The organism is Steroidobacter sp. (assembly GCF_016790065.1).
Taxonomy (GTDB): domain Bacteria; phylum Pseudomonadota; class Gammaproteobacteria; order Steroidobacterales; family Steroidobacteraceae; genus Steroidobacter.
In genome coordinates, this window is record NZ_JAEUPY010000074.1 from 1 (window position 1) to 16,558 (window position 16,558).

Here is a 16,558-nt window from a genome sequence, read left to right on the forward strand (position 1 = left end):
GACCACTTCGCCGCGCGGTGAGATGGCGTAAACGCGATCTTCGAACAGCTCGGAGCGCACCCGGTCCAGAAACTCGCCTTCGGTTTCCTCGCCGCGTTCGCTGGGCTCGAGTACCTGTCGCAGCCAGATGATTTTTTGATCGTAAGCCGCGTTGCTTCGCGCGCCTTCCTTGTAACGCCAGTGGGCAGCCACGCCGAGCTCGGCGTGAGAGTGCATTTCGCGCGTGCGGATCTGCACTTCCAACGGCAACTTGCCAGGCCCGATCACCGCGGTGTGTAGCGATCGGTACAGGTTGTCCTTGGGCGTGGCGATGTAATCGTCGAATTCGCCGGGAATGTACGGCCACATGCCATGCACGATGCCGAGAGCGGCATAGCAATCCGCGATGCTATCGACCAGCACTCGCACGGCGCGCACGTCGTAGAGCTGATCGAACTGCAACCCTTTACGCTGCATTTTTCGCCAGATGCTGTAGATGTGCTTGGGCCGGCCGGCAATCTCGGCGTTGTCGATGTTGACCTTGGCCAGCTCTTGCTTGAGCAGCTCGATCACCTCGCTGATGTAGCGCTCGCGATCGGTGCGTTTGGCCGCCAGCCAGCCAGCGATGCGTTTGTAGCTGTCCGGATCGAGATACCGAAAGCTCAGGTCTTCCAGTTCCCACTTCAGTTGCCACACGCCGAGGCGATTGGCGAGCGGCGCATAGACTTCGCGGGTTTCGTAGGCCAGGCGTTGCCGTTCGGCTTCCGGTGCGTCCTTGATATCGCGCAGCTGTTGGAGCTGCACGGCGAGCTTGACCAGCACCAAGCGCGGATCGGTGACGATGGCCAGCAACATCTTGCGCAGGCCTTCGGCCTGATTGCCGGACAGCGATGGCGTGGCGCGTCCGCCGCTGCTGGCTGCGGGGATGGTGATGTTCAGCGAGCCGACTCGCTGCAGCTCGCTGGCAATCCGAGTGGCAGCGGCGCTGACCGTGGCGGTGACCTGCTCGGGCGTGATGACATCGGCTTCGAGCAGCGGCAGGAGCAGGGCACCGCCGAGAATGTCGTCGTCATCGGTCAGGCTGACCAGAATGTCGCCGATGGCCTGTGCACGCGCCAATGCAGCCGGTGCCTGCGGGTTGCTGTCGCCAACGGCGGTCGCGAGTTTTGCCAACAGCTCGCGGGCCCGGCGGCGGGCGTTCGCGGTTTGCTCGGTGTCGGATGCGGCGTCGGCAACAGAAGGCATGGAAAGCGCAAGGATCGTGTCGGTTTGTAGCCGTTGCCGGTATCATACCGTTCGCAACCCACTCCGGCGGATGGAATCCTTGCGCAGAACCCGGCGCCCGAAAAGTCTGGCTGAACTCAATCTTGCCCGGCACGACGCGACCACGTCGCCGGCGGTGATGAGCTATCGGCAGCCGGTGGCGAGCGCGGCGGCACGGGTACGAATTCTGGGGCTGGATCCGGGCTCGTTATGCACCGGTTACGCTGTGATCGAAACCGGTCCGCGCGTCAGCTATGTGGTGAGTGGTTCGATTCGGGCGCGGGGCTCGCTCCCCGAACGGCTGCAGGAAATTTTTGCCGGCGTGGATAAGTTGGCCAACGAATACCAGCCCGACGAAGTGGCCATCGAACGCGTGTTCATGCACCGCAATGCCGACAGCGCCTTGAAACTGGGCCAGGCGCGAGGTGCGGCGCTGAGTGCGACTTTTGCCGTGCGCCCGCGTGTTTTTGAGTACGCGCCGCGTGAGGTCAAGCTTGCGGTGGTGGGCACCGGTGGTGCGCAAAAGGAACAAGTTCAGCTGATGGTGCGAAGTTTGTTGAATCTCAGCGGCCGCATGGGCGCCGACGCAGCCGATGCGCTGGCCATCGCGCTTTGCCACGCTTATTCCCGTTCGCTCAACGGCCAGCTGCGCGAACTCGCGGCGGGCTCGGCGCAATGATCGGTTTTTTGCGCGGTCGGCTGACCGCCAAACAACCTCCGCAGCTGGTGATCGACGTGGGCGGCGTCGGTTACGAGCTGGAAGCGCCCATGTCGACTTTCTACGGGCTGCCGGCGGCCGGCGCCGAAATCCATTTGTTCACCCATCTGGTGGTCCGCGAGGACGCACACATCCTGTTCGGCTTCGGCAGCGAGCGCGAGCGGCGTCTGTTCCGCGAGCTGCTGAAAGTTTCCAACGTGGGGCCGAAGCTGGCGCTGGCGCTGTTATCGGGCCTCACCGTCGATGCCTTCTTGATGTGCATCGAAGCCCAGGACATCGACACGCTGGTGCGCACGCCGGGCGTCGGCCGCAAGACTGCCGAGCGCCTGGTGGTGGAAATGCGCGACCGGGTGAAGGGATTTGGCGACACGGGCCTGGCGGTGTTGCCTGCGGGTGGAACCGGCGAGGCTAGTATCGGTCCACAAGCGGAGGCTTTCAGTGCGCTGGTGGCGCTGGGCTATAAACCGGCCGAAGTGACGCGCCTGCTGAAGGCGGTGGATGCGTCGGCACAGACCACTGAGGAAATCATTCGCGGTGCCTTGCAGGCCGCTGCGAGCCGATGAGTAACTCATGATCGAGCAGGACCGAATCGTCTCCGCCGGTACCCAAGGCGATGAAGCTGCTTTCGACCGCGCCGTGCGGCCGAAGAAGCTGGCCGACTACGTCGGTCAGACGGCGGTCAAAACGCAGATGGAAATATTCATCCAGGCGGCTCGCAACCGCAAGGAAGCGCTGGACCATGTGCTGATCTTCGGTCCGCCGGGGCTGGGCAAGACCACGCTCGCCAACATCGTCGCCAACGAATTGGGCGTGAATCTGCGGCAGACCTCGGGCCCGGTGATCGAGCGCGCCGGCGACCTGGCGGCGATCCTCACCAATCTGCAGGCCAACGACGTGTTGTTCGTCGACGAGATTCATCGCCTGAGTCCGGTGGTCGAGGAAATTCTGTATCCGGCCATGGAAGACTTTCAGCTGGACATCATGATCGGCGAAGGACCGGGCGCACGTTCCATCAAGCTGGATTTGCCGCCGTTTACGCTAATCGGTGCGACCACGCGGGCTGGCTTGCTGACTTCGCCGTTGCGAGACCGTTTCGGCATCGTGCAGCGTTTGGAGTTTTACGATCATGCCGAACTGACGCGCATCGTGACGCGTTCGGCCGGATTGTTGGGCGTGCCGACCGATCCCGCAGGCTCGGCTCGCATCGCGCAGCGCTCGCGGGGAACTCCCCGAATTGCCAATCGGTTGCTCCGGCGCGTGCGTGACTACGCCGAAGTGCGTGCCAGCGGTCGGATCACCGACGAGGTGGCGCAGGCGGCGCTGGATTTGCTCGATGTCGATCCGCTGGGCTTCGATCTGATGGACCGCAAGCTGTTACTGAGCATCATCGAAAAGTTCGACGGCGGGCCGGTGGGCGTGGAAAGCCTGGCGGCGGCGCTGGGCGAAGAACGCGGCACCATCGAGGACGTGATCGAGCCGTACCTGATCCAGCAAGGCTTCATCATGCGCACCGCGCGCGGCCGGGTCGCGACGCGCCAGGCGTATCAGCACTTCGGCCTGAAATTGCCGGAGCGGCCGGGTTCCGGCGAGTTGTTCGGGGACTGAGCGATGGCGTTTGCCTGGCCGGTGCGCATTTATTGGGAAGACACCGATGCCGGCGGCATCGTGTACTACGCCAATTATTTGAAGTTCATGGAGCGTGCACGCACCGAATGGTTGCGGGCCGCCGGCATTGAACAGCTGCCCTTGAAGGAGCAGCACGGGCTGATGTTCGTGGTGGTCGATGTCGCAGCCAGTTACCGGAAGCCGGCCCGCTACGGCGATGAGCTGCTGGTGACTTGCGAGATCGCCGATCGCACTCGCGCCAGTCTCACGTTTCAGCAACAGGTATTGCGCGGCGGCCTCGACGGCGAGCTGCTGGTCGAAGGCAAAGTTCGCGTCGCCTGTCTGGACGCGGTGAACTTGCGGCCGACGGCCATGCCCAAAGAATTAATTCGGGAGCGATGAATAATGATGTCTGAGAACTTGAATCCTCTGGAGCTGGTGCTCCACGCCAGCATCGTGGTGCAACTGGTCATGGCGATGCTGCTGCTGGCTTCGCTGGTGTCCTGGTCCATCATGCTGCGCAAACGCGCCGAGCTGAGTCGGGCGCGCGCCGATGCCGACCGCTTCGAGGAAGCGTTCTGGTCGGGCGGCGATCTCACCGCCATGTTTCGGTCCATCGATCAGAGTCGCCGTGTCACCAAAGGCATGGAGGCGATTTTCGAACAGGGCTTCCGTGAGTTCTCACGTTTGCGCCAGCAGGGTGGCATCGCATCGGCGCAGCTCATCGAAGGCGCACGTCGCGGCATGCGCGTCGCACTGCTGAAAGAAAGCGATCGGCTCGAGCTCGGCTTGTCCATGCTCGCCACCATCGGCTCGACCAGTCCGTATGTCGGTCTGTTCGGCACCGTGTGGGGCATCATGAATGCGTTCCACGGCCTGGGTAACGTGCAGCAGGCAACGCTCGCCATGGTCGCGCCCGGCATCACCGAAGCGTTGATCGCCACCGCCATGGGCTTGTTTGCAGCCAGTCCGGCGGTCGTCGCATACAACCGCTACGCCGATCAGGTCAGCCGCGTGGAAGTGCGTTACGACACTTTCGTCGAAGAGCTGTCCACCATCCTGCAGCGGCATGCCGCTTCGCCTCGTGACGCGCGCGGCCCCGGTGCCGAGGCCCACGGATGAGCCCGATGAACGCCCGCCGCGGCAAGAAGCTCGTGGCCGAAATCAACGTCGTGCCCTACATCGACGTGATGCTGGTGCTGTTGATCATTTTCATGATCACCGCGCCCATGCTGACCCAGGGCATCAAAGTGGATTTGCCCAAGGCCGGCGCCGAGCCGTTGCCCGAAGAAATGATGCGCCAACATCAGCCGCTGATCCTGAGCGTGGATGCTTCGGGCCAGTATTACTTGAACATCGGCTCCAACGAAGAATCCGCCATCACCGAAGATACGGTGATCGAGCGGGTGTCGGCAGTGCTGCAGCGAGAGCCGCAGACGCCGGTGTTGGTGAAGGCCGATACCAACGTGCCTTACGGCCGCGTGGTTACAGGCATGGTGTTGTTACAGGAAGCCGGTGCCGAGAAGGTCGGTTTCATCACCGATCCGGCTGAAGCGCGGGCCAAGAAGAAGCGCTGACTTCATGGTCGACTTTCTTAGACAACACTGGAAATACATCATCGGCGCGTTGCTGTTGCACGCGCTGTTTGCGGGCGTGTTCGGCTTGACCATGCTGAACATGCAGCGCAGTCCGCCGCCGGTGCAATTGGCGATTCAAGCGGTGATCGTCGACCCGTCGGCGCTCAATCAAAACAGCAAGCAACAACAGCAGCGTCGCGACCGTGAGCGGGCTGAACAGCAGCAGCGTGAGCAGCAGGCCCAACGCGAACGTGAGCAAGCGGCCGAGAAGCAGAAACGTGAGCAGGAGCAGGCAGCCGACCAGCAACGCCGCGAGCAGGAAGAAGTTACTCGCAAGCAAACGGAACAACGGGCCGAGCAGGAGCGTCAGGTCGAATTGAAACAACGCCAGGAGGCCGATCAGCGCCGCCAGGCGGAAGAGCGTCAATTGCGCGAGCGCCAGGAGGCGGACAAGAAGCGCGCTGCGGCCGACGCGGAAAAGAAACGTCAGGCCGAGGCTGAAGCCAAGCGTGTCGCCGATATCGAGCGCCGCCAGAAGGAAGAGGCCGAACGTCGCAAGGCCGCCGATGACAAACGTTTGCAGGAGGCGCGTGAATCGGAGCTGGCTCAGCAGTTGGCGGAAGAGGAGGCCGGCGCCGCTGCGCGCGGTTCACCGGAGGCCGCGCAGTATTACGCCATGATTCGACAGGCCGTTGAACGCCGGTGGAACCGTCCGCTGTCGGCCCGCCCTGACTTGCAATGCGAGGTTCAAGTGAGACAAACGCCCGCCGGAGTGGTGCTGTCCGCCAAGGTCGGCAGCTGCAATGGCGATGCTGCCGTCAAACAGTCGATCGAAACTGCAGTGTTCAGCGCTTCACCTTTGCCGTTACCGTCTAATCCGCGCCTGTTCGAACCGGCCATTACGTTTATATTCAAGCCCGGCGCGTAGGAGCCCTAACTGATGAAAAAAACTGTCGCTGTGTTTGCTTGCTGGGTGTTGTCGTGGTTCGCGGTCGCGGCCAACGCACAACTGGTCATCGAGATCACCAAGTCCGCCGAAAACGCGGTGCCCATCGCCATCGTGCCGTTCGGCTGGGAATCCAGCGGCGCGGCGCCGTTCGATGTCGCCGAAGTGGTGGCAGCGGATCTTCGCCGCAGCGGCCGCTTCGAGCCCATGGATCGCAAGACCATGATCGATCGCCCCAGCGCCGGCGACCAGATCCGGTTCCAGGACTGGCGTTATCTGAAGACCGACTTCATCACGGTCGGCAAGCTGATTCCCGAGGGCACCGGCTACGCCGCCCAGTTCGAGCTGTACAACGTGCTGACCGGGCAGCGTCTGGAAGGTCAGAAGCTGACCGCCCAAGCCAATTCGCTGCGCGCGCTGTCACATCGCATTTCGGACATCATTTTTGAGAAATTGACCGGCGTGCGGGGCGCGTTCTCGACTCGCGTCGCCTTCATCAACGTGGAAGGCACGCCGCCCAAGCAGCGTTACAAGCTGATCGTGGCCGATTACGACGGCGAGAATCAGCAGATCATCACCACTTCGGACGAGCCGTTGATGTCGCCGGCGTGGTCGCCGGATGCACAGAGCCTCGCGTACGTTTCGTTCGAGAGCAAAGCCTCTGCGATCTATGTGCAGACGTTGCGTACTGGCGAGCGTAAGCGTGTCTCGGCACGTGCTGGTATCAACGGCGCGCCGGCCTGGTCGCCCGATGGCAAGACGCTGGCGCTGACTCTGTCGCGCAAGGATGGCGACGTCGACGTCTACACGTTGAACCTCGCCAGCCAGGTGTTGACGCGCATGAGCTTCGATCCAGGCATCGACACCGAGCCGAGCTGGTCAGCGGACGGTAACAAGCTGTACTTCATGTCCGATCGCGCCGGCGGCCCGCAGATTTATCAGGTCGACGTCGCCAACCCGAGCCGTCCGACGCGCATCAGCTTCGAAGGCAATTACAACGCGCGGCCGCGTGTATCGCCGGATGGCAAGCAGCTGGCCGTGGTACACAACGATCGCGGCAACTATCGAATCGCGGTGATCGATCTGGCGTCGAAGGGCCTGCAGGTGCTGTCGCAGGGTCGTCAGGATGAGAGCCCGAGCTTCGCTCCCAACGGTGCGACGCTGATCTATGCGACTCAGGAACGCGGCCGCGGCGTGCTGGCCACAGTGTCGGTGGATGGTCGTACCGAGGAGCGGCTCAGCAACACTTCGGGCGAAGTGCGGGAGCCGGTCTGGGCACCATTTGCTCGTTGAAGCAGGAATTAGGGCATTTAGGCCGGAAAAAATTGCTCGGGACCCCGTGCCCAGGCTCAAGTTGTGGCAAAATCCGGCCCTGTTTTGGTCGGTGAACGGCGACAGCGGATTTTTCAGCGGGTTCGCTGGTCGTAACAACAACTGAATTTAGGAGATGTAGATGCGCGTATCGCAGTTGGTGCTGTTGGTGGCAAGTGGTTTGATGATGGCAGCTTGCGGCAATAAGCCGCTGCCTGAGACGTCCTCTGGCGCGGAGGCCGTCACTCCGACCACCAGCACCGAAGGCGCTAACAGCAGCGCTGTCAGCGGCAGCGCGCTGTCGGCCGATCAGCAGGCGTTGGAAGCGGCCAAGGCTTCCGGTGTGATCGTGTACTTCGATTACGACCGCGCCGAGATCAAGGCCGAGTTCGTGCCGGTGGTGGCGGCTCATGCCAAATATCTGAACGGCAATGCGCAGCGTAAGGTGCGTCTGGAAGGTCATTCCGACGAAACCGGTTCGCGCGAGTACAACATCGGTCTGGGCGAGCGTCGCGCACAAGCGGTGCGTCGCGCGCTGTTGCTCCAGGGCGTGACTGAAAATCAGATCACCACCGTGAGCTACGGCGAAGAGCGTCCGGCCGTGCAGGGCAGTGACGAGGCGGCCTACGCCAAGAATCGTCGCGTCGAACTGGTCTACGGTCGTTGATTGGAGCCGGTATGAGAGTGGTACCGAACATCGCTGCCGTCCGTGTCGGGTTGATCGCCGCCGCGTTGGCAGGGTTGTCGGGCTGCGCGACTACACCGCCGGAGGCCGATCCGGTGGTGCAGAAGCTGTCCGACCTCGACAGCCGCTTGTTGCGTTTGGAGCGCGTGCTCGCCAATCAGAGCTTGCTGGATCTGTCGCAACGGATCGAAGCGGCGCAGGCGGAAACGCGCTTGCTGCGGGGCCAGCTCGATGAGCTGCAACACCAGGCCACGCAGAGCCAGACCCAGCAGCGTGAGCTGTATGGCGATGTGGATCGTCGACTCTCGGCGCTCGAAGGCAATCCGGGTGCAGCGGCGGCCGCCGGCAATTCGCCGCCGTCCGGTCTGCCGATTCCTCAGGGCGATGACCGCGCCAACTATCAGGCCGCGTTCGATCTGCTCAAGGATGCGAAATATCCCGAAGCCATCAACGCGTTCAAGCAGTACCTCACCACGTTCCCGAACGGCCCGTTGGCAGACAACGCGCAGTACTGGCTGGGTGAGGCGCATTACGTGACCAAACAGTATCCGGACGCGCTGCGCGATTTCCGCACCGTGCTGGAGAAGTATCCGGACTCGCGCAAGATTCCGGATGCGTTGCTGAAGATTGGCTATTGCAATTACGAGCTGAAGAACTGGGGCGAAGCGCGCTCGGCGCTCAACCAGGTCGTGCAGCGTTTCGGCGATACCACCGCCGCCCGGCTCGCCAGCCAACGCTTGGCGAAACTGGCCAGCGAGGGCAGGTAACGGTCTGCTCGGTGACGCTCGCCATGGGCGTCACCTCTAGCCGTCGCTAAAGAGTGCAGCCGGTCGATTCGTAGTCTCATGAGCGTCGCTGACTCCACCACCGTCGATTCTCGCGCCGTCGAACCCGGCGTTGCGCGCGTCAAACTCACTGAAATCTTCCTGTCCATCCAGGGCGAAGCGGACAGCGTGGGCTGGCCGACGGTGTTCGTGCGTCTCACCGGTTGCCCGCTGCGTTGTCAGTACTGCGACACGGCCTATGCGTTCTACGGCGGCGAATGGTTTTCGCTGGAGCACGTTTTGGAGCGGGTCGCTTCGTTCGAGACGCGCCATGTTTGTGTGACTGGTGGCGAGCCGCTCGCGCAGAAGGGCTGTTTCCCGCTGCTACAACGACTGTGCGATGCCGGTTATCGTGTGTCGCTGGAAACCAGCGGCGCCATCGATGTGAGCAACGTCGACGCTCGCGTGGTGCGCGTCGTCGATGTGAAGACCCCGGACAGCGGCGAAGTCGCTCGCAACCGCTACGAGAATCTGGACCTGCTGCGGCCGGACGAGCAGGTGAAGTTCGTGCTGTGCAGTCGCGCCGACTTCGAGTGGGCCCGCGATTTCATTCGCGAGCGCCGCTTGTACGAGCGCTGCATGGTGTTGTTCAGCCCGACCTTCGGCCAGGTGGAACCCCGCGACCTGGCGCAGTGGGTGCTCGATGAACGGCTGCCGGTGCGGCTGCAGGTTCAGTTGCACAAGGTATTGTGGGGCGATACGCCCGGGAAATGATTCGCTCAATGGCTACGCGTCGTGCAGTGGTGTTGTTATCGGGTGGCTTGGATTCGGCCACTGTGCTCGCGATCGCTCGTGAGCAGGGCTATCAGTGCTACGCGCTGAGCGTGGATTATGGTCAGCGGCATCGCGCCGAGCTCGATGCAGCCGATCGCGTCGCTCGCTCTCTTGGCGCAGTTGAGCACCGCACGTTGCGCATCGATCTCGCCGGCATCGGTGGCTCGGCGCTGACGGACACCAGCATCGCCGTGCCGGAGTCGCCGCAAATGGGCATCCCGGTGACCTACGTGCCCGCTCGCAATACTGTGATGCTGTCTTTTGCCCTGGGCTGGGCCGAGGTCCTCGAAGCGTCGCGCATCTTCATCGGCGTGAATGCCGTCGATTACTCGGGCTATCCCGACTGCCGGCCCGCTTTCATCGCCGCCTTCGAGCGCGTCGCCAATCTGGCCACCAAGGCCGGCGTGGAGGGCACCGTGGCGTTCAAGATCGACACGCCGTTGATCGATTTGACCAAGGCTCAGATCATCCAGCGCGGCGTGGCGCTAAGTGTGGACTATTCCCTGACAGTGTCCTGCTACCAAGCCGATGCCGCCGGCCAGGCCTGCGGAAGCTGCGATTCCTGCCGCCTGCGCCGCGCCGGTTTCCTGTCGGCCGGCGTTCCCGACCCAACGAAGTATTTCCGATGAACTTCGATGACAGTTTAGGTATCATGCGCGCCCCGTCAGGCCCCCCAGCCTGACCGCTTCCCCTGTGGGTCGGTAGCTCAGTCGGTAGAGCACTGGACTTTTAATCCATTGGTCGTGGGTTCGAATCCCACCCGACCCACCATTTCAGCACTTCCCTGGGCGACCCGAGTTGCCCGCCGTTGATGCGCGAAACAACCATTGGCGAAGGTCGCCATTGAATATAATGGTGTGCGCAGTGACGCGTTTTGGGGGAAGGACGCCATGATGAATTTCTTGCCGCGATGGTCTGCCATCGCTTGCTTGTGTACTTTCATCGCGACGACGACTTCGGCCGAGGTCGTCTTTCTACAGAATAACGCCTGGGCTCTGGAAACTGCGGGTTCCGCACGGCTGTTCGTGCAACGAACCGGAAATTTGAGCGGCTCGTTGTCTGTGTCGTATACGACGACCGATCCCAACGGTGTCGCTGGCACTGCATTCAGCCCGGTGAGCGGTACTTTGAGTTGGGGTGCAAACCAAGGCGGTGTTCGCACCATCGCGATTCCGGTGATCGACAACGCGGCCGTGGGTGGTGTTTCGCTACCGTTCGGAGTGCAGTTGAGTTCGGCCACGTCGGGTGCGGTTGATGAGACTTCGCCGTCCTCTCGGGCACAGGTCACGGTCGTCAGTGAAGATCCGCCGTCCGACGGTTCTGTCTACTCTCTGCATTCCTTCAAACACAGCGCGTATTTGGTGACGGAAGGTGAGGCACAACCCACCCTCACTTATTTTCGCTATGGCGATCCCGTAGCAGCCATCAGTTGGCGGGCGGGAGATGGCTCGACCGCCACGCTCGGCGAAGATTATTTCGTCCAATCCAGTGCCATTGTTTTTCAGCAAGGTGCCATCGAATCCTTGCCGCTGTCCTTCACCATCAATGCCGACGCCACCGTTGAGCCGGTGGAAATTATCTATGTCGAGGTGCCGCGAGCGGGGCCGATGCCGTACACGTTCTCGGGCACGACTATCTTCATCGCCGATGGCGACCCGGCCGCTGCACAAGCCGCGATGGTTGGTTTCACCAGCCGTTCCGTTTCGGTCTCGGAAGGCGAGCCGAACGTGGCATTGCAAGTCGGCCGCACCGGCAATTTATCGGTGGGCTCCAGCGTCGACTACCACACGACCGCTGGCTCAGCCGACGCGAACGATTTCACCATCGAGAATGGCACGCTGAGCTGGGAGCCGCACGACGCCTCGTTGCGGACTATTTATATCTCACTCACTGCAGACGTCCGCGCCGAGTCCGATGAAACATTCTCTGTTTCTTTGGCAAATCCGTCCATGGGTACGGCGCTGGATATCGCCAGCATGACGGTCACGATCGCCGATAACGATGTTTCTAGCTCGGGTCCACCGCCTGCAGTTAGGGGTGGAGGCGGAGGTGGCGGGAGTGGGGGCTTGACCGAGCTACTGTTGCTAACGCTATTTGTGTCGCTTAGGCGCGCCAGCGGCGGGCGCAGCTCCTAAACCGTGACTGTTGCGGATCGGTTAGGGGGAACCACAGGTGGTCGCAGCGCGCGCACGCGTTGACACTCTCCGTGGACTAATCCCTTTGTCGAGGCCGATGGATGCGCGCGTTCGTTGCAGTTGTTGTTCCAATCCTGCTGGGCGCGGTAGCGAGCGGGGCGCTGGCGTCGCCGGTTTCGGTGGATGAGAAGGTGCGAAACACGCTGCAGCTCGATCAGGACTTGAAGCGCGGCAAACAACTGTACGGCACTTACTGCTCGGCCTGTCATGGAGTGCAAGCGCTCGGCAGTGCCAGCAAAGTGATTCCCTCATTGGCTGGACAGCGGCGCGCGTACCTGGTGAAGCAACTCGCGGACTTCAAAGAAAAGGAGCGCGAGAATCGCACGATGCATGTGGTGGTGTCGCAGCGGGAGCTGTCTGACGAGCAGGCATGGGCCGACCTGACGGGCTATTTGAATTCATTGCCACGCGCGAGCTTTCCACAGACCGGGGATGGTCGTGGCGTGGAACTCGGTGAAGCAATCTTCCAAGAGCAATGCGCGTCCTGTCATGAAGAGGATGGGCGCGGCGATGACGACGGGTTCATTCCTTCGTTGCGTGATCAGCATTACTCCTATCTGGTGCGACAGATGCGGAGTATCGCTTCGTGGCACCGACTGAACGTGGAAGCGGACCTGGTCAGGTATCTGGACAGCCTGGATACGGAAGAGGCGACCGCTGTCGCGGATTACATTTCCAGAATGCGCGGTGCGACCAAGAATCGGGACCACATGAATCCCGACGGCACGGTGAATAACTAAGAAGAACAACTTAAGAGTGGTCGAGGCAGCCGACGTTTCAACGCGGTCACATGCAGCAGGCCGCGCTACGGTTAACCAGACGTAATTGGAGTAACTCCTAGCGGGAGCGTAATCTTGCTCGGCTCGCGCCTGGCGGCGCGGCGTTTCGCAGCGCTAGAGGAGAAACACAATGTCATTACGAATTGGCGACAAGGCACCGGATTTCACGGCGCACACCACCAAGGGCGAACTCACGTTCCATCAGTGGCTGGGTGATGCTTGGGGCATCTTGTTTTCTCATCCCAAGGACTTCACGCCGGTGTGCACCACCGAGCTGGGTTATCTGGCCAAGCTGGAACCCGAGTTTGCCAAGCGTAATACCAAGATTCTGGGATTGTCGGTGGATCCGGTGACGGATCATGAGCGCTGGTTGAATGACATCAAGGATGTCGGCGGCGCGGCGGTGAACTATCCGTTGATCGGCGACCACGATCTGGCCGTCGCCAAGCTCTATGACATGCTGCCGGCGGATGCGGGCACCAGCTCGCAGGGGCGCACCGCGGCGACCAATCACACGGTACGAACGGTTTATATCGTCGGCCCGGACAAACTGATCAAAGCGCTGCTGGTGTATCCGATGAGCACCGGCCGTAACTTCGATGAAGTGTTGCGCTTGCTGGATTCGATTCAGCTCACCGCCCAGTACAAGGTGGCGACGCCGGTGAACTGGAAGCACGGCGAAGATGTGATCATCGTGCCGGCGGTGTCGGATGAGGAAGCCAGGCAGCGCTTCCCGGAAGGCTGGAAGACGGTGAAGCCGTATCTGCGCGTGGTGCCTCAGCCCAAGAAGAACTGAGCCAGCAACACCGACCCGACGTCGACGCTGAAGTTACGCGTCGACGTCTCGTTGGGTCAGAACCTTGGTGTAGTAGGGCAGCAGCTCGAGACGTTGTTTACGCGATTCGCGGACGCCCAACGCGTAGTAACCGACCTGGTGATAATAAGTAACGCGGGCGCGTACGTGCGCTTCCTTGCCTTTGTAGCCCAGCTCGCCGAACAGGCCTTCGATGAAGCCGATGCGCTGATCGTCGACGGCGTGAACCGCATCGAACACTTTGCTCGAAGTGCGCCCCCAGTCGCGGATGGCGCCGTCCCACTTCGGGTCGTATTCCTTCTCGTCCAGCCACAAGTCCACCAGCATCTGAAATTTCTGTGGCGCGGTCTTCTCCGGATCGGTGGCGATTCGTTCGAACGGCGCGGTGCTGGTTTGGACCCAGAAGTCGAGCAATGCGTCGAGCAGCTGTTCGCGGCTTTCGAAAAACCAATAGAAGCCGCCGCGAGTCACTTCCAGACGCTTGGCTAACTTATTGACCTCGACGCCGGCCGTGCCTTCCTCGATCAGAGCGCGGCGCGCGGCCTCCAACCAGGCGTCGCGTCCCAGCACCTGGCGGGGTTGCGGAGCCTGACGAGCGCGGCTGGCGGTCTTTGCGGGTTGGCGGGTGCGGGTGGCCATGGCCGCATTCTACACAATCCGTTTGCCATACACTTGTGTTTGGAGTAACAATAGCAGCATGCAGCGCTACTCACTCCTCAACCTGGTTCGGAATGCGGTTCGTGGCAATCGCGATTGGCAGCCCGCCTGGCGGGATGCCAAGCCCAAGCGCAGCTACGATGTGGTGGTGGTCGGTGGCGGCGGGCACGGTCTGGCGACTGCCTACTACCTCGCCAAGAATCACGGCGTCCGCAATGTCGCCGTGGTCGAGAAGGGTTGGCTTGGCGGCGGTAACTCCGGGCGTAACACGCAGGTGTGTCGCTCGAACTATTTCTATCCGGCCAGCGCGGCCTTTTACGATCAGTCTCTAAAGCTGTACGAAGGGCTGAGCCGCGAACTGAATTTCAACATCATGCTCAGTCAGCGCGGTCTGCTGTCGCTGGCGCATAGCGAACATGAGTTGGAGATCAATCGGCGCTGGGCCAACGCGACCCACATGAGCGGTGTGGATGCGGAGATTCTGACGCCGGCCGACATCAAGAAGCTGGCACCGCGCATCAATCTGGAATCGCGCTATCCCATTCTCGGCGGCTTCATGCAACGGCGAGGCGGCATTTCACGGCACGACGCAGTAATTTGGGGTTATGCGCGCGCGGCGAGTGCGCTCGGCGTCGACATCATTCAGAACTGCGAAGTCACCGGCTTCGACATGAGCGACAGCCGAGTCAAAGGCGTGCATACCAGTCAAGGATTCATTTCGGCGGACCGGGTAGTGATGTCAGTCGCCGGACATGCATCGGTGCTCGCACAGAAAGCCGGCTTCCATTTGCCCATCTCGACCATGGCACTGCAGGCGATGGTCACCGAGCCCATCAAGCCGGCGTTGGATGTGATCGTCATGTCCGCTGCCATTCACGCTTATGTGAGTCAAAGCGACCGCGGTGAAATCGTCATCGGCGGCGGTGCGGATCCGCTCAATTCCTATGCGCAACGGGGCGGCATGCCGGTGTTGCAAGCGACGATTGCAGCCGTGATCGAACTGTTCCCCAGTTTCAGTCGACTGCGATTGATGCGGCAATGGGCCGGCATGGTGGATGTCACTCCGGACACCACGCCCATCATGGGTCTCACGCCGGTCGAAGCGTTGTATATCAATTGCGGTTGGGGCACGGGCGGCTACAAGGCCATTCCCGGCGGCGGCTACACCATGGCCGACACCATTGTGAACAACCGTCCGCACGCATTGATCGATCGTTTTGGGCTCGACCGGTTTCAAAGCGGCGCGCTCATCGATGAAGGCGCCGCGGCCGGCGTGGCGCACTGATCGAAGGTTATCGGCATGCTACGAATCACTTGTCCCTACTGCGGTGTCCGAGATCAAGCCGAGTTCCGGTGCGGCGGACCATCGCATATTGCGCGCCCGTCGTTCGAGGTGAGCGATCGGGTCTGGACCGACTACTTGTTCAATCGTGACAATCCCAAAGGCATTCACTACGAGCGTTGGCTGCATGAATTTGGCTGTGGTCGCTGGTTCAACCTGGCTCGTGACACGGTGACGCACCAGGTGCATGCGGTCTATCGCATGGGTGAGAGCAAGCCGACGCTGGACGGGGGTGCATCATGAGCGCCGGTCCATTTCGGGTACCTGCCGAGCGCAGCCCAGGCACCTCGTTGAACCGCGAACAACGCGTTCGTTTCAGCTTCGACGGTGAATCGTACGAAGGTTTTCGTGGTGACAGTCTGGCATCCGCATTGCTTGCCAATGGCGTGCGCACGATATCGCGGAGCTTCAAGTTTCATCGGCCGCGTGGCGTGTATGCGAGCGGCATCGAAGAGCCCAATGCGTTCGTGCAAACGGGAACGGGTGCCACGAGCGTGCCATCCGAACGCGCGCCGCTGGTTGAGTTGAGCGAAGGTCTGCAAGCAGAGTCGTTGTCACGACGCGGGTTCGATCCTTGGCGAGTGCTCGATTTCACTGCGCGGCTGTGGGCTGCAGGCTTTTACAATCGCACTTTCATTTGGCCGAGCTGGCATAGCTACGAAGGCATCATTCGTCGCATGGCCGGGTTTGGTCAGGCCCCCGCTGGCAGCGACCCCGATCGTTACGAAGGTCGCAATCTGCATTGCGATGTGTTGGTGATTGGCGGTGGCGAAGCTGGCCTCGAAGCTGCCTACGAGGCTGCACGCGGTGGCGCGCGAGTGGTGTTGGTCGAGCAGGGTAGTGAACTCGGCGGACGCAGTTCGTGGAATGGCGCGGCCAAGCCAGGCCAATCGAGCAAGGAATGGGCGCAGCGTCTGGCGAACGTACAGATCCTGACTCGGACCACAGCAGTCGGATACTACGAACAAGATGTCGTCGCGCTCGTTGAGCGAGTGGCGGATGCTCAGAAGCGCCCGGGCGTGCCTCGTGAGCGGTATTGGATTGCACGTGCGAAGCGAGTGGTGATTGCGACCGGTGCCATCGAGCAGC

Annotated in this window: 20 protein-coding genes and 1 tRNA gene; 19 read left to right on the plus strand and 2 right to left on the minus strand. The window is 61.6% G+C overall.

Annotated features, from left to right (window positions below):
- A partial coding sequence (locus JNL55_RS02855) for an HD domain-containing protein (protein ID WP_293848995.1) occupies positions 1–1,224 on the minus strand: 1,224 nt, incomplete at its 3' end.
- A 79-nt stretch (positions 1,225–1,303) separates the two neighbouring features.
- Here JNL55_RS02855 and ruvC point away from each other — a divergent pair.
- The 16 genes from ruvC to JNL55_RS02935 all read left to right on the plus strand — a co-directional run bounded on the left by ruvC (position 1,304) and on the right by JNL55_RS02935 (position 13,452).
- Complete coding sequence (gene ruvC, locus JNL55_RS02860; protein WP_293848997.1) at positions 1,304–1,921, plus strand: crossover junction endodeoxyribonuclease RuvC; 618 nt, start codon at positions 1,304–1,306, stop codon at positions 1,919–1,921.
- Positions 1,918–2,523 (plus strand): Holliday junction branch migration protein RuvA, encoded by a 606-nt coding sequence (ruvA, locus tag JNL55_RS02865; protein ID WP_293849000.1) that lies wholly within the window; start codon positions 1,918–1,920, stop codon positions 2,521–2,523. Before ruvC ends, ruvA begins: the two co-directional genes overlap by 4 nt.
- Before the next feature lie 7 nt (positions 2,524–2,530).
- Entirely contained in the window at positions 2,531–3,565 is a 1,035-nt protein-coding gene (ruvB, locus tag JNL55_RS02870; protein WP_293849002.1) for a Holliday junction branch migration DNA helicase RuvB, read from the plus strand.
- Between the two features lie 21 nt (positions 3,566–3,586).
- Positions 3,587–3,967 (plus strand): tol-pal system-associated acyl-CoA thioesterase, encoded by a 381-nt coding sequence (gene ybgC, locus JNL55_RS02875; protein ID WP_415922990.1) that lies wholly within the window; start codon positions 3,587–3,589, stop codon positions 3,965–3,967.
- 3 nt (positions 3,968–3,970) lie between these two features.
- Positions 3,971–4,687, plus strand: coding sequence for a protein TolQ (gene tolQ / locus JNL55_RS02880; RefSeq protein WP_293849007.1), 717 nt, complete (start codon positions 3,971–3,973; stop codon positions 4,685–4,687).
- A gap of 5 nt (positions 4,688–4,692) precedes the next feature.
- The gene (gene tolR, locus JNL55_RS02885) at positions 4,693–5,142 is read left to right on the plus strand and encodes a protein TolR (protein WP_293849011.1); all 450 of its coding nucleotides are present in this window, start codon (positions 4,693–4,695) and stop codon (positions 5,140–5,142) included.
- 4 nt (positions 5,143–5,146) lie between these two features.
- Entirely contained in the window at positions 5,147–6,070 is a 924-nt protein-coding gene (gene tolA / locus JNL55_RS02890; RefSeq protein WP_293849014.1) for a cell envelope integrity protein TolA, read from the plus strand.
- Between the two features lie 12 nt (positions 6,071–6,082).
- A complete protein-coding gene (gene tolB / locus JNL55_RS02895; protein ID WP_293849016.1) occupies positions 6,083–7,381 on the plus strand; it encodes a Tol-Pal system beta propeller repeat protein TolB in 1,299 nt (432 codons plus the stop codon).
- A 160-nt stretch (positions 7,382–7,541) separates the two neighbouring features.
- Positions 7,542–8,066 (plus strand): peptidoglycan-associated lipoprotein Pal, encoded by a 525-nt coding sequence (pal, locus tag JNL55_RS02900; RefSeq protein WP_293849018.1) that lies wholly within the window; start codon positions 7,542–7,544, stop codon positions 8,064–8,066.
- An 11-nt stretch (positions 8,067–8,077) separates the two neighbouring features.
- On the plus strand, positions 8,078–8,851 hold the full coding sequence (gene ybgF / locus JNL55_RS02905) for a tol-pal system protein YbgF (RefSeq protein ID WP_293849021.1): 774 nt from the start codon (positions 8,078–8,080) through the stop codon (positions 8,849–8,851).
- A gap of 78 nt (positions 8,852–8,929) precedes the next feature.
- Entirely contained in the window at positions 8,930–9,622 is a 693-nt protein-coding gene (queE, locus tag JNL55_RS02910) for a 7-carboxy-7-deazaguanine synthase QueE (protein WP_293849024.1), read from the plus strand.
- An 8-nt stretch (positions 9,623–9,630) separates the two neighbouring features.
- Complete coding sequence (gene queC, locus JNL55_RS02915) at positions 9,631–10,311, plus strand: 7-cyano-7-deazaguanine synthase QueC (RefSeq protein WP_293849027.1); 681 nt, start codon at positions 9,631–9,633, stop codon at positions 10,309–10,311.
- Between the two features lie 66 nt (positions 10,312–10,377).
- Positions 10,378–10,453: transfer RNA gene (locus JNL55_RS02920), tRNA-Lys, on the plus strand.
- A 122-nt stretch (positions 10,454–10,575) separates the two neighbouring features.
- Positions 10,576–11,817: a Calx-beta domain-containing protein gene (locus JNL55_RS02925; RefSeq protein ID WP_293849030.1), complete on the plus strand. Its 1,242-nt coding sequence runs from the start codon at positions 10,576–10,578 to the stop codon at positions 11,815–11,817.
- A 101-nt stretch (positions 11,818–11,918) separates the two neighbouring features.
- The gene (locus JNL55_RS02930) at positions 11,919–12,617 is read left to right on the plus strand and encodes a c-type cytochrome (protein WP_293849032.1); all 699 of its coding nucleotides are present in this window, start codon (positions 11,919–11,921) and stop codon (positions 12,615–12,617) included.
- Positions 12,618–12,786: 169 nt separating this feature from the next.
- Positions 12,787–13,452, plus strand: coding sequence for a peroxiredoxin (locus JNL55_RS02935; RefSeq protein ID WP_293849035.1), 666 nt, complete (start codon positions 12,787–12,789; stop codon positions 13,450–13,452).
- Between the two features lie 33 nt (positions 13,453–13,485).
- Here JNL55_RS02935 and JNL55_RS02940 read toward each other — a convergent pair whose 3' ends face one another.
- Entirely contained in the window at positions 13,486–14,109 is a 624-nt protein-coding gene (locus JNL55_RS02940; protein ID WP_293849038.1) for a TetR/AcrR family transcriptional regulator, read from the minus strand.
- Positions 14,110–14,167: 58 nt separating this feature from the next.
- Between JNL55_RS02940 and JNL55_RS02945 the strand changes: the two genes are divergently transcribed.
- From JNL55_RS02945 to JNL55_RS02955, 3 genes are all read left to right on the plus strand, one after another.
- Entirely contained in the window at positions 14,168–15,412 is a 1,245-nt protein-coding gene (locus JNL55_RS02945) for a sarcosine oxidase subunit beta family protein (protein ID WP_293849041.1), read from the plus strand.
- A 15-nt stretch (positions 15,413–15,427) separates the two neighbouring features.
- The gene (locus tag JNL55_RS02950) at positions 15,428–15,712 is read left to right on the plus strand and encodes a sarcosine oxidase subunit delta (protein WP_293849044.1); all 285 of its coding nucleotides are present in this window, start codon (positions 15,428–15,430) and stop codon (positions 15,710–15,712) included.
- On the plus strand, positions 15,709–16,558 hold an 850-nt coding region (locus tag JNL55_RS02955), incomplete at its 3' end, for an FAD-dependent oxidoreductase (protein ID WP_293849047.1). The genes JNL55_RS02950 and JNL55_RS02955, both read left to right, overlap by 4 nt.